The following is a 12,971-nucleotide window of genomic DNA, read 5'->3' as shown; positions in this document are numbered from 1 at the left end:
GATGATTGCACTTACTGCGGCGGAGATCGCCGACCTCACCCATGGCCGATTGACCGGAGCTCCGGACATCGTGCCCACTTCCGTCGTCACTGATTCACGGGAAGCGACGCCCGGATCGCTGTACGTGGCCAAGCCCGGCGAACACGCCGATGGTCACGACTTCGTTGACGCCGCTTTCGAACGAGGCGCCGTTCTGGTTCTCGGCGAACGCGAAGTGACCGATGCCGACGGCCGCCCCTATCCCGCCGTCGTAGTTGAGGATGCTGTCCTGGCCATGGGCGTGTTGGCCGCGGAAGCCGTCCGCCGCATCCGTGCTGAGCGGCAGAGCCGCGGCGAGGACTTTACGGTCATTGGCATCACAGGATCAGCTGGCAAAACCACCACCAAAGATCTCCTTGCCGGTGTGCTGTCCACCGCCGGAGCCACTGTGGCTCCCCAGGGTTCCTACAACGGCGAGGTGGGCGTCCCGCTGACGGTATTTGCCGCTGACGCCAACACCCGTTTCCTGGTGATCGAGATGGGTGCTACCGGTCTGGGCCACATCAAATACCTCGCAGAGATGGTCAAACCGGACATCGGCGTGGTCCTGGTGGTCGGTACGGCTCACGCCGGCGAGTTCGGTGGTGTGGAGAACATCGCCAGGACCAAAGGCGAACTCGTGGAAGCCCTTGGCGAGAATGGTACAGCCGTGATCAACCTCGATGATGGCCGGGTTGCTGCCATGCGCACCCGGACCCAAGCAAAGGTTCTGGGCTTCACGGCTTCGCCCGCTACCACCGAAGAGGTGGAAGCCCGCAATGTTGTGGTCAACGAGCAAGGCTTTCCTGAGTTTAATCTGGTGCTGCCCGACGGCGGCCCGTCCGTTGAGGTGCGAAGCCGCCTGATCGGTGGCCACCACGTCACCAATCTGTTGGCAGCGGCAGCAACCGCGTTCGCCGCTGGCATCCCGGCCACTGACATTGCCTCCTCGCTCAGCTCCCAATCGGCGGCCAGCCGCTGGCGGATGGAGCGAACTGAACGTGAAGACGGCGTCACCATCATCAACGACGCTTACAACGCCAACCCGGAATCGATGCGGGCTGCCCTGCGAACGCTGGCGGACCTTGGACAAGGCAGAAGGACCTGGGCCGTTCTTGGCGCGATGCTCGAGCTGGGGGAAGACTCCATCCGCGAGCACACCGCCGTAGGTACCCAAGTGGTGCGGCTGAACATTTCCAGGCTGGTGGTAGTGGGACGCGAAGCCCGTGCCCTCTACATCTCCGCCATCCAGGAAGGTTCCTGGGGTGACGAGTGTTCGTTCACGGAGACTGTGGAAGAAGCCTATGAGCTGCTTCAAAATGAGCTGAAACCCGGAGACCTGGTGCTCTTCAAGTCCTCCAACGGCGTGGGACTACGGCATTTGGGTGATCGGATAGCATTACCTCCACGGGCCGAGCCCACCGGAGACAACGCGGCCGAAGCTGCCGCAAGCGAAGGGAACGAGCTGCTGTGATTGCACTTTTGATCGGCGCCGGCGTCGCCCTTCTGGTGGCCCTGATAGGGACGCCCCTTTTCATCAGGTTCCTGGTGGCCAAGAGCTACGGACAATTCATCCGTGACGACGGACCCACTTCCCACCACACGAAGCGCGGCACCCCCACCATGGGCGGAACCGTGGTGGTGGCCGCGGTGCTCATCAGCTACTTCGTGACACACCTGATCATGTGGATGATGAATCCGGACTCTGCGGGGCCATCCGCATCCGGGCTGCTTCTGCTGTTCCTCATGGTGGGCATGGGCTTTGTAGGCTTCCTCGATGACTTCATCAAGATCTCCAACAAGCGCAGCCTAGGCCTCAATGCACGCGCCAAGCTGATCCTCCAAGCTGCCGTTGGCATCATCTTCGCGGTCCTGGTTCTCCAGTTCCCCAACGAGGACGGCCTGCGTCCTGCATCTACCCAGATTTCCCTGGTGCGGGATATCCCCTGGTTGGACCTTGCCTTCGGCGGCACGGTGGTAGGTGCCATCCTGTTCGTGCTCTGGTCCAACTTGATCATCACCGCGGCTACCAACGGCGTGAACCTGACTGATGGCCTGGACGGATTGGCTGCCGGAGCATCCATCATGGTCTTTGGCGCCTACACCATCATGGGGATCTGGCAGAACAACCAGGCCTGCGGCTCACCACGGGAAGCCGGCAGCGGTTGCTACCAGGTACGCGACCCCATGGACCTTGCCCTGCTGGCGGCAATTCTCAGTGCTGCCCTGGTGGGATTCCTGTGGTGGAATACTTCACCCGCCAAGATCTTCATGGGTGACACAGGTTCCCTGGCCATTGGTGGTGCCGTTGCGGCGTTCGCCATCCTGTCACGCACTGAACTCCTGCTCGCCTTCATCGGTGGCCTCTTTGTGCTGATCACGCTCTCCGTCATCATCCAAGTGGGCTTCTTCAAGCTCAGCGGCGGAAAGCGCGTTTTCAAGATGGCACCGCTACAGCACCACTTTGAATTGAAGGGCTGGGATGAAGTTACCGTCGTGGTCCGGTTCTGGATCCTCGCAGGGCTCTTCGTGGCTGCCGGCCTTGGAATTTTCTATGCTGAATGGGTGGTGCTGCTGTGAACGATAACCCGGATACGACGCCGTCGAACGCCGACAGGCTCAACGAACTCACTAGTTGGGATGCTGACTGGGCCGGTCTGCGCGTCGTGGTGACAGGCATTGGCGTCTCCGGCTTCTCAGCTGCCGACACCCTGATCGAACTTGGCGCAGAAGTAGTGGTGGTTGACGCCGCCACCAGTGCAAAGGCCGAAGCCCAAGCCGACACCCTGAAAATTGTTGGGGCCGTTGATGTGCTGTTGGGGGAGGAAGCCGTTACGGCGCTCCCACTGATCGACGGACGATTGCCCGATCTTGTGGTGACCTCGCCGGGGTGGCGCCCGGACCAAGCCCTGCTTGCCGCGGCGAAGCGGAAGCACATCGCTGTCTGGGGCGACGTGGAGCTCGCGTGGCGTCTTAGGGAGCGGGCAGGACGCAAGACGGCGGACTGGCTGACGATCACCGGCACCAACGGCAAGACCACCACGGTGGGCATGGCTGAATCCATGCTGCAGGCAGCCGGACTTAAGGCGATTGCAGTGGGAAACGTCGGCACTCCTATTCTTGACGCGCTCCGGGATCCCGTGGACTACGACGCTTTCGCCGTTGAGCTCTCCAGCTTCCAGCTGCACTGGAGCCACTCGTTGTCTCCAGTGGCCAGTGTTTGCCTGAACGTTGCCGAGGACCACGTCGATTGGCACGGCTCGTACGCCTCGTACCTCGCGGACAAAGCAAAGGTGTACGAGAACACGCAGAAGGCCGCCATCTACAACGCGGATCAAATCGAAACCGAACGAATGGTAGAGAACGCCGACGTCGTGGAAGGATGCCGCGCCATCGGCTTCACCACCAATACACCGGCTGTGAGCATGCTGGGTGTGGTGGACGGCCTGCTTGTTGACCGGGCCTTCATAGCTGAGCGCAAGGACTCCGCGGCGGAACTTGCTGCGATGTCCGATCTTGGTCCGGTGGCGCCCCGCCACATGGTGGCCAACGCCCTCGCAGCGGCTGCCCTCGTCCGGGCCTACGGAATTGATCCGGCAGCGGTGAAACAGGGCCTGGTCAACTATCTTCCGGGTGCCCACCGCATCCAGCTGGTGGCCAACCACAACGACGTCCTGTGGATCAACGACTCCAAGGCAACCAATCCGCACGCAGCATCCGCAGCCCTCTCGGCTTTCCAGCAGGTTGTCTGGATTGCCGGCGGCCTCTCCAAGGGCGTCAACTATGACGACCTCGTCAAAGAGCACGCACCCCGGTTGAAAGCCGTTGTACTCATCGGAACCGACACGGAGGCGTTGGAGGGGGCCCTCCAACGACACGCGCCGGATGTCCCCGTGATAGCGCCCCCCAAGGGCGACACTGAAGGAGTGCAGACCGCAGCCTCAGACGCCGCTTCGCCAATCTACGGTGAGACCATCATGGCCCAGGCCGTGGCATCGGCGGCCGGAGTGGCAACGCCCGGCGATACCGTCCTGATGGCACCGGCGGCTGCATCCATGGATCAGTTCTCTTCCTACGCTCACCGTGGCGACGCTTTCGTCCTGGCAGTTCGCGAGCTTGTGGAAGGGCAGGCACCGACCACCGAGGAGTAACAATGGTCAGCACGCCCACCCGCACCCGCGGCAACGAACCCCGGGACGGGAAGTCCAAGGCCGCGTCTGTTGACGACAGCCGGCCCAAGGGGCTCCGCGGACACATGCGCAGCTTCTGGGAGAGCCTTGAAGGCAAGGGCAAAGCCCCCAACAGCTCCACGTATTACCTGATCCTCGGCTGTGCTCTGGCGTTGACGGCGATAGGCATCATGATGGTGCTGTCCGCGTCCAGCGTCGAAGCCATTTCCGAGGGCAAGTCGCCTTACGCCGATGCCCTCAAGCAGGCGGTCTTCGGCGTCGTTGGACTCATTGCGATGTATGTCATCTCACGGACCAACGTGAACTGGATGAAGAAATTGTCGTGGTGGGCGCTGGGGGCAGTCATTGTTCTGCTGGCCTTGGTGCAGGTCATGGGCAACACCGTTAACGGCAACAAGAACTGGATCGACATCGGCGGAGTCACCCTCCAGCCTTCCGAGATGGCCAAGCTGATCCTCTGCGTCTGGATCGCAGCTGTTCTCGCACGCAAGCAGAAGCTCCTCCACCGCTGGATGCACGTCATCATTCCAGTCGTTCCGGGCGCAGGCTTGGTGATTGCGTTGGTGATGTTGGGGAACGACCTCGGAACTGTCATCGTCATTGCGGCGATCACCGCTGCCGGGCTCTACTTCGCCGGGGTACCGGGCCGCATGCTGGCCATCGCCGGCGCAGTGGGTGCAGTCGGCGCCGTCCTGGGCACCATCAGCAGCTCCAACAGGATCTGCCGCATCACGTCGTGGTTGGGAACGGCGTCCCAACAGTGCACCGAGCAGTTCGACTTCGATTTCCAATCCACCAACGGCATGTACGGCCTTGCGCAGGGGAGCTGGACCGGGTTGGGCCTTGGACAAAGCCGTCAGAAATACAACTGGTTGCCGGAAGCCCACAACGACTTCATTTTCGCCATTATCGGCGAGGAACTCGGCCTCGTGGGGACCATTGTGGTCCTGGTCCTGTTTGCGATTCTGGGTATTGCCATCTTCCGTGTGGTGGTCAGGCAGACCGATCCGTTCCAGCGCACCCTTGCGGGTGGAATCATGGTGTGGCTGCTCGGCCAGGCAAGCATGAACATGGCCGTAGTGACCCAACTCCTTCCCGTGGTGGGTGTGCCGCTTCCTTTCATCTCATACGGCGGCTCCGCGCTGATCATGTCCCTCTGTGGCGTGGGCGTAGTGTTGTCTTTGGCCCGCGGCCAACTGCCAGCGCAGCAGCGTTCAGGATTCCTGCCGCGACTCATGTCCAAGACCGCACGAAAGCGTACCTAGCACTTCATGACTTTTGATTCCGCCAACGCATCCAAGCCCTTGTCCGTCGTCCTGGCCGGCGGCGGAACTGCCGGTCACGTCAGCCCGTTGCTGGCCATTGCCGATGCCATCAGGGACAAGCGTCCGGAGGCCGCCATCCTTGCTGTTGGCACGCCGTCGGGCATGGAAACCCGCCTCGTCCCCGCCGCCGGGTACGAACTTGCCACCATCGACCGGGTCCCGTTTCCGCGCAGGCCCTCAGCGGACCTCGTGAAGCTGCCCGCCCGTTTGAGCGGGGCGGTTCGGCAGGCCCGGCGCATCCTGGAGGAATCCCGCGCGGACGTTCTGGTGGGTGTGGGCGGGTACGTCTGCACACCGATGTACCTTGCTGCCAGGAAGCTAGGGATTCCCATCGTCATCCATGAGGCCAATATGAAGGCCGGCTGGGCCAACCGGGTCGGCGCCCGGTTCAGCAACCATGTTGCCGTGGCATTTGCCGGTACCCGGCTGAGGGGTGCACGCCACGTAGGCATGCCGATGCGCCGGGCCATCTCGCAACTTCACAGGACTGTTGCTGCTCCTGCCGCAAGGGCGGCGCTTGGATTGGATGCCCACCGCCCTGCGCTGATCGTCACCGGCGGCTCGTCAGGGGCGTTAAGCATCAACCGTGCCATCACGGCCGCCCTCCCGGCGCTGGCGGCTGCCGGTGTGCAGACACTCCACATCACAGGCGTCGGCAAAGCCGTCAAGAATGACGACGGCGGACTTCTCGCCGCCGACGGCTATCGGCAGGTTGAGTACGTGGACGGCATGGAGAACGTTTATGCCGCTGCGGATGTCCTTCTGGCCCGTGCCGGCGCCGGAACAGTCAGCGAAGTAGCGGCGGTGGGAGTTCCCGCAGTATTCGTGCCCTTGCCCATCGGCAACGGAGAGCAGGCACTCAATGCTGCTCCCTTGGTTTCCGCCGGCGGCGCCATGATGGTGGATGACAAGGACCTCAGTCCGGAATGGCTGCGAAGCGAATTGATTCCGCTTCTGACAGATAGCAGCAGACTCAACGACATGGCCCGTAAATCCGAGGCCCTCGGTATCAGAAACGCCGATCAGCGCATGGCTGATCTTGTCTTGGAAGCGGTATCCGAATGACCACCACTATCGCCCGCCTAGAGTCCCTCGGACGCGTTCACTTCATCGGCATCGGGGGAGTGGGGATGTCCGCCGTCGCACGCATCATGGTGTCACGGGGTGTCCCGGTCAGCGGTACGGATGTCAAGGATTTGCCGGTCATGCGGGACCTTTCCCTGGCTGGTGCGCGCATCGCCGTGGGCTATGACGCCGGAAACCTGGGTGACGCCCAGACAATCGTGGCCGGCTCAGCCATCCGTGCGGATAATCCGGAGCTGGTGGCGGCGCGTGATGCCGGGCTGCCCGTGTTGCACCGTTCCGAAGCGCTGGCCGCCACCATGGCCGGCCACCGGGTGGTAACCGTGGCGGGTACCCACGGCAAATCCACTACCACCTCCATGGTTGCCGTCCTGCTCAAGGAAGCCGGTTTGGATCCCTCCTTCGCCATCGGCGCGAACGTGCCGGCACTAGGCGTTAATGCGGCACATGGGGCATCCGACATTTTTGTGGCAGAGGCCGACGAATCGGATGGTTCATTCCTCAACTACCGGCCCTTGATTGCCGTGGTCACCAACGTCGAGGCCGACCATTTGGACCACTATGGGACGCCGGAAGCCGTCTTCGCTTCCTTCGATGCCTTTGCGGCCCTGCTCCCTGCCGATGGCGTCCTACTGGCATGTGCCGACGACCCCGGCGCCCGTGCCCTGGCGGAGCGCACAGCGGCCCAGGGGACCACACGGGTGCTGACGTACGGCACATCCGACGACGCTAACGTCCGGCTTCACGATGACGGCCCGGGCAACGTGTCGGTGGCCTATAACGGTGACGTCAACAAACTCGAACTTCAGGTACCGGGGCGGCACAATGCCCTGAACGCGGCAGCTGCGTTCGCCGTCGCCGTCGAACTCGGTGTGGAACCGGGTGCTGCAGCGGCGGCACTGGGCCACTTCACGGGCGCGTCCCGGCGCTTTGAGCTCAAGGGCATTGGCAGGGGAGTGCGCGTGTATGACGACTACGCCCACCACCCCACTGAGGTCCGCGCAGCTTTGTCTGCAGCCCGTTCCGTGGCCGCCGGAAACAAAGTGCACGTCCTCTTCCAGCCGCATCTGTTTTCCCGCACCCGTGAGTTCTCCCAGGAGTTCGCGGCCGCCCTGGACCTGGCAGACACCGCCATGGTCCTGGACATCTATCCAGCCCGCGAGGACCCCATTCCTGGTGTGACAAGCACGCTGATCACCGAGCATCTGGTGAGCGGACGGCTGGTTTCCGCCGATGAAGCCGTTGACGCGGTGGCAGCCGTTGCAAGCGAAGGCGATGTGGTCCTAACGGTGGGCGCGGGAGACGTCACTGCCTACGGGCCGTTGATTGTGGAGGCGTTGGGTGGCTAGCACCCGCAAGCCGACCTTCAAACCGGCTACGCCCCCTCGCCAAAGCAAGACTGGCCGACCCCGGGGTGACTCCGCGGAGGTCATCAGTGCACAGCGTTCCGTTGAACCGGAAGTGAAGGCCCCGGAGAAGCCGGCAACCACTGCAAAATCCGCAGGCGGTGGCTCCAAGGCCGCTGGCGGCCCCGCCAAAGACGGCAAGACCTTGCCGGCGGACAACGTCATTGCCTTTCCTGAGCCGAAGAAGCGCCGCCAGCGGCGACTCGTGCTCTGGACGCTTTCGATTGTGGCCGTTGTGGTCGGTGCTTTGATTGCAGGGGCAATATTTTCGCCCGTGCTCGCAGTCCGGACCATCACCGTGGATGGCACGACGTTGCTGACGCCGGACGCGGTGCAGAAAGCACTGTCCGGCCTCGAAGGAAAGCCCCTCCCGCAGCTCAGCGAGCGGGAAATCAACGAGCTCCTGAAACCGTTGGTCCAGGTCCGTTCGGCCACCATGGAAGCGCGGCCGCCGTCGGAGTTGCTGGTGCACGTGGACGAACGCGTCCCGGTGGCACTGCTGAAGCAGGGGGACTCCTACGTCATGGTGGACGTGGACGGGGTGCAGCTCGGTGCAACGAAGGACTTGTCGGCGGTTGCACTTCCGTTGATCGACGCTGGAGTTGGCACAACCAACACGGAGTTGTTCAAGGCTATTGCTGCCGTGCTGGACACCTTGCCCGCCGATATCCTGGCCAGGATGTCCACGGCCTCTGCAGCATCAGCCGATGCTGTTGAGCTGAAACTGGTGGACGGAAAGACGGTAGTGTGGGGCAATGCCGAGGACAGGGAACTGAAGTCGAAGGCACTTGAAGCGCTCCTGCGGATGCCGGCGGACCCCAAGGTTCCCGTCAGTATCTACGACGTCAGTGTTCCCCGGCATCCATTCACAAAATAAGCAGCAAATGAGAACGTAACCTGCGGCCGGCGGTGGCCTTATTTCGCGACAATCACACGACACGCGCAAGCGGAGATTGCATGTGGCAACCAGAGGAAATACCGTCGCAGTAGAGTTACTTGACATAACTATAACCTTCAACTAGAGGGTTAAGGTCCAAGGATTCAAGTTGGACTCGATCAGTTTCGCTATAGGACACAAGCAAGGGGCACGAAACGTGGCAGCACCGCAGAATTACTTGGCCGTCATCAAGGTCGTCGGCATCGGCGGCGGTGGCGTGAACGCAGTCAACCGCATGATCGAGGTCGGCCTTCGGGGCGTGGAGTTCATCGCCATCAACACCGACGCGCAGGCGCTGCTCATGAGCGACGCCGACGTCAAGCTCGACGTCGGACGTGAACTCACCCGCGGCCTCGGTGCCGGGGCAAACCCGGAGGTCGGCAAGCAGGCAGCAGAAGACCACGCCGACGAGATCGAAGAAGTTCTCCGTGGTGCTGACATGGTCTTCGTTACTGCAGGCGAGGGTGGTGGCACCGGAACCGGTGGCGCCCCCGTGGTCGCGCGCATCGCCCGCTCCCTCGGTGCGCTGACCATTGGCGTCGTAACCCGTCCGTTCACCTTCGAAGGCCGACGCCGCGCAGGCTCTGCCGAGGCCGGCATTGACGCCCTCCGCGACGAAGTCGACACCCTGATCGTCATCCCCAACGATCGCCTCCTGTCCATCAGTGATCGCAACGTCTCCGTCCTGGACGCCTTCCGCTCCGCGGACCAGGTGCTCCTTTCCGGTGTCCAGGGCATCACGGACCTCATTACCACCCCGGGCCTGATCAACCTTGACTTCGCTGACGTCAAATCCGTCATGCAGGGCGCAGGCTCGGCCCTCATGGGCATCGGTTCCGCCCGTGGCGAAGACCGCGCTGTCAAGGCTGCCGAACTGGCCATCGCCTCCCCGCTCCTGGAAGCATCCATCGACGGTGCCCACGGAGTCCTTCTTTCCATCCAGGGCGGCTCCGATCTCGGGCTGTTCGAGATCAACGAGGCTGCCCGCCTTGTGCAGGAAGTGGCCCACCCCGAGGCGAACATCATCTTCGGCGCCGTCATTGACGACGCCCTGGGTGACGAAGCACGCGTGACTGTCATTGCTGCAGGCTTCGACGACGTCAAGGCAACTTCGCCCTCCATGGACCAGTCACGTCCGGCCCAGAACCCTGTGCCCTCGGACCGCCCGGCTGCTCCGAGCAGCGCGCCTTCCAGCGCTGCCGCACCGCAGCACGCTACGGCTGGTATCGGCGCAGCAGGGTTGAGCAACTGGGGCCAGCAGCGTCCCTCCGCCCTGCCCGCGGACTCCGGCTTCGACGTCGACCTTCCGGCAGTGGTCGAACCCGATCTTTCGGGCAGCCGCTCCGATGACCTCGACGTTCCCGACTTCCTGAAGTAAGCCACGTTCGGAGAGTCAGTATCAGGTGTTTTGGTGGCGAGATGAAGTACGGCCCGGCGTTTCTGTAGCCTTCACGGATGCAGACGCCGGGAACCTGGCTCTCCATGTGGGGGACGATCCCTCGGACGTGATGGCCCGTCGTGTCCGGTTGGAACAGGCTATTGGCCTGAGCGCCAATGGTCCGGTTGCAGGGCAGTTCCAATATATGGATCAGGTCCACGGCAACCACGTTGAGTTCATTGCAGCACACGGTCCGGGACCCACTGCTGACGCTATGGTCTCCGCCGCCGGGGGATCGTCCAGCCCGCAAGCGCCCACAACATTCCCGCGTCCACCACAGCCTCTGGCTGTCATGGTGGCTGATTGCGTCCCGGTCCTGCTCGTTGGGAGTGACGCCGACGACAACCCCGTCATAGCTGCCGCCCACGCCGGGCGTCCCGGTGTCGCTTCTGCCGTTGTACCTGCCACCGTCGAAGAAATGCGCCGCCGGGGAGCCGCTAACATCAGCGCATGGCTCGGTCCGTCCATCTGCGGATCCTGTTATGAGGTCCCGGAACAGCTGCGGGCCGACGTCGCAGCAAAAGTTCCCGAAACATGGTCTTCCACCTCGTGGGGAACGCCGGCCTTGGACCTGCCGGCGGGTGTCCGGGCCCAGTTGGCTGCCCTCCACGTCACCGTGGAGTATTCCGGAGCATGCACCCTCGAAAACGACTCCCTATTTTCCTACCGGCGGGACTCCCGAACCGGTCGATTCGCAGGTTTGGTGTGGACTCATGACTAGCGTTGGATATGACAATGAACAAGGGCAGGATTCGGGCGGCGACGCCCGGACCGCTGAGCTTGCTCATCGGCTCGGCCTCGTCCGCCAACGGATGGAATCTGCCGTCCACGTTGCCGGGCGGACTGATTCACCGCGGCTGATTGTGGTCACCAAGTTCCATCCCGCGGCCGACGTCCGTCGCTTGGTCGCCCTCGGCGTTACGGACGTCGGTGAAAACCGCGACCAAGAAGCTGCCGCCAAGAGTGCTGAGCTCACACATGTTGACGTCAAGTGGCACTTCATTGGCCAGCTTCAGAGCAATAAGGCGAAGTCCGTGGCCAAGTATGCCTCGTCGGTCCAGTCCATCGACCGCGTGGCGGTTGTTGACGCTTTGGCCAAGGCCATCGCCCGTGAAAAGGATGCCACGGGGCGGAGCGACCTCGATTGCTTCATCCAGGTCAGCTTGGACGACGACGCCGGCGCTCACCGCGGCGGTGCCAACCCCTCCGACGTCGAGGTCCTCGCAGGGAAAATAGAATCAGCTGAAGGGCTGCGGCTGGCCGGGCTGATGGCAGTGGCGCCGCTGGGGGCTGATCCGAATGCCGCGTTTGAGAAGCTCGCCGGGATTTCCCAGACGCTCTGCGCCGTTCATCCCGCCGCAACAGGTATTTCTGCGGGGATGAGCCAGGACCTGGAAGCAGCGGTGAAGTTCGGGGCGACACACCTGAGAATTGGCTCCGATATTCTCGGTTCCCGTCCGGCCGTGGGGTAGCGTCAAAGTATTGGAATGACGGGCCGGGGTTCCAATATGTCAAGTCATGGCGGCCCGCCTACTGCAGAAATGATAGGAGTGCACCATGGCTGGCGCTCTGCGCAAGACAATGATCTATCTTGGGCTCGCCGACGGCGATGAACACTACGAATCTGAGCAGTCCGTCGCCACGCACCACGATGAAGAACGCCCCCAGGCACAGGAACGGGAAGAGCGCCGTGCGCCTGCTCCCGTCCGGGAAGTTGTCCGTGAAATGCCCACTGTTGATGCCGAAGAGGAATACCGCGCACCCGTGACACCCATCAAGCGTGCGGCGTCCAGCCGCGAAGATGCCTCGGGCCTGAGGCAGATCACCACCGTTCACCCGCGTTCATACAACGATGCCAAGGTCATCGGTGAGAGTTTCAGGGATGGCATTCCTGTGATCATGAATGTCACTGACATGGGCGAAGCAGACGCCAAGCGACTCGTGGACTTCTCTGCCGGCCTTGTTTTTGGCCTGCACGGCAGCATCGAGAGGGTGACCAACAAAGTCTTCCTGTTGTCGCCGTCATACGTTGAGGTCATCGGAGATGACAAGAAGGCCAGCGAAACGCAGGCCAGTTTCTTCAACCAGAGCTGACAACAGTTTTTTGCGGATGCCAGGCGGGTCAACCCGCCTGGCATCTGTGTTGCAATAGTAGGGACCGATCCGCATTCCGGAACAAGTGGGAGATCTGAGCTAACTCGTGGGCATTGTTTTCGGCCTTATCTATATTGTGTTGTTGCTGTTCTTCATTGCCCTGATCATCCGACTCATCTTCGAATGGGTCCAGATGTTCGCCCGCCAGTGGCGGCCAAGGGGTGTGGCGTTGGTTACAGCCCATGTGGTGTACTCCGTAACGGATCCTCCGTTAGGCAGGCTCCGAAAACTCATACCACCCCTTCAACTGGGCGGAATATCGCTGGATTTGGGCTTCCTGATCCTGATTATTGCCGTCAGCATTGCCATGGCAGTGACCAGCAGCCTGGCGTAGCTGCTCCGCGGAACCCGGGCCACCGATGGTCCATAGGCCGCAAATTCTCCAAATCAACACGATGGTGTTGAATTAGAGGAACAAGA

Annotated in this window: 12 protein-coding genes; all 12 read left to right on the top strand. The window is 62.3% G+C overall.

Annotated elements, in window-relative coordinates:
• Position 1 precedes the first annotated feature (1 nt).
• The 12 genes from ACZ881_RS20855 (at position 2) to ACZ881_RS20800 (ending at position 12,885) form a co-directional block, all read left to right on the top strand.
• Positions 2-1,492, top strand: a complete 1,491-nt coding sequence (locus ACZ881_RS20855) for a UDP-N-acetylmuramoyl-tripeptide--D-alanyl-D-alanine ligase (RefSeq protein WP_476117829.1) — start codon at positions 2-4, stop codon at positions 1,490-1,492.
• Entirely contained in the window at positions 1,489-2,598 is a 1,110-nt protein-coding gene (gene mraY / locus ACZ881_RS20850; RefSeq protein ID WP_011774413.1) for a phospho-N-acetylmuramoyl-pentapeptide-transferase, read from the top strand. The genes ACZ881_RS20855 and mraY overlap by 4 nt, the downstream gene beginning before the upstream one ends.
• Positions 2,580-4,169 carry a UDP-N-acetylmuramoyl-L-alanine--D-glutamate ligase gene (murD, locus tag ACZ881_RS20845; protein ID WP_476117828.1) on the top strand — a complete coding sequence of 530 codons (1,590 nt, stop codon included), beginning with the start codon at positions 2,580-2,582 and terminating at the stop codon, positions 4,167-4,169. The genes mraY and murD overlap by 19 nt, the downstream gene beginning before the upstream one ends.
• A gap of 2 nt (positions 4,170-4,171) precedes the next feature.
• Entirely contained in the window at positions 4,172-5,473 is a 1,302-nt protein-coding gene (gene ftsW / locus ACZ881_RS20840) for a putative lipid II flippase FtsW (protein ID WP_091466639.1), read from the top strand.
• 6 nt (positions 5,474-5,479) lie between these two features.
• Positions 5,480-6,598, top strand: coding sequence for an undecaprenyldiphospho-muramoylpentapeptide beta-N-acetylglucosaminyltransferase (gene murG, locus ACZ881_RS20835; protein ID WP_476117827.1), 1,119 nt, complete (start codon positions 5,480-5,482; stop codon positions 6,596-6,598).
• A complete protein-coding gene (gene murC / locus ACZ881_RS20830; RefSeq protein ID WP_476117826.1) occupies positions 6,595-7,965 on the top strand; it encodes a UDP-N-acetylmuramate--L-alanine ligase in 1,371 nt (456 codons plus the stop codon). The genes murG and murC overlap by 4 nt, the downstream gene beginning before the upstream one ends.
• The gene (locus ACZ881_RS20825) at positions 7,958-8,899 is read left to right on the top strand and encodes a cell division protein FtsQ/DivIB (RefSeq protein WP_476117825.1); all 942 of its coding nucleotides are present in this window, start codon (positions 7,958-7,960) and stop codon (positions 8,897-8,899) included. Before murC ends, ACZ881_RS20825 begins: the two co-directional genes overlap by 8 nt.
• Positions 8,900-9,116: 217 nt before the next feature.
• Positions 9,117-10,337, top strand: a complete 1,221-nt coding sequence (ftsZ, locus tag ACZ881_RS20820; RefSeq protein WP_011774419.1) for a cell division protein FtsZ — start codon at positions 9,117-9,119, stop codon at positions 10,335-10,337.
• Between the two features lie 25 nt (positions 10,338-10,362).
• A complete protein-coding gene (locus ACZ881_RS20815) occupies positions 10,363-11,118 on the top strand; it encodes a purine nucleoside phosphorylase YfiH/LACC1 family protein (RefSeq protein ID WP_476117824.1) in 756 nt (251 codons plus the stop codon).
• Complete coding sequence (locus ACZ881_RS20810; protein WP_476117823.1) at positions 11,111-11,869, top strand: YggS family pyridoxal phosphate-dependent enzyme; 759 nt, start codon at positions 11,111-11,113, stop codon at positions 11,867-11,869. The genes ACZ881_RS20815 and ACZ881_RS20810 overlap by 8 nt, the downstream gene beginning before the upstream one ends.
• Before the next feature lie 85 nt (positions 11,870-11,954).
• Positions 11,955-12,491: a cell division protein SepF gene (locus ACZ881_RS20805; protein WP_011774422.1), complete on the top strand. Its 537-nt coding sequence runs from the start codon at positions 11,955-11,957 to the stop codon at positions 12,489-12,491.
• Between the two features lie 106 nt (positions 12,492-12,597).
• Positions 12,598-12,885 (top strand): YggT family protein, encoded by a 288-nt coding sequence (locus ACZ881_RS20800; RefSeq protein ID WP_091466654.1) that lies wholly within the window; start codon positions 12,598-12,600, stop codon positions 12,883-12,885.
• The last annotated feature ends 86 nt before the right edge of the window (positions 12,886-12,971 follow it).

It is taken from the genome of Paenarthrobacter sp. TE3676 (assembly GCF_056279165.1).
The sequence above is the reverse complement of the archived record's forward strand: the minus strand, read 5'-3'. Positions and strand labels throughout refer to the sequence as shown.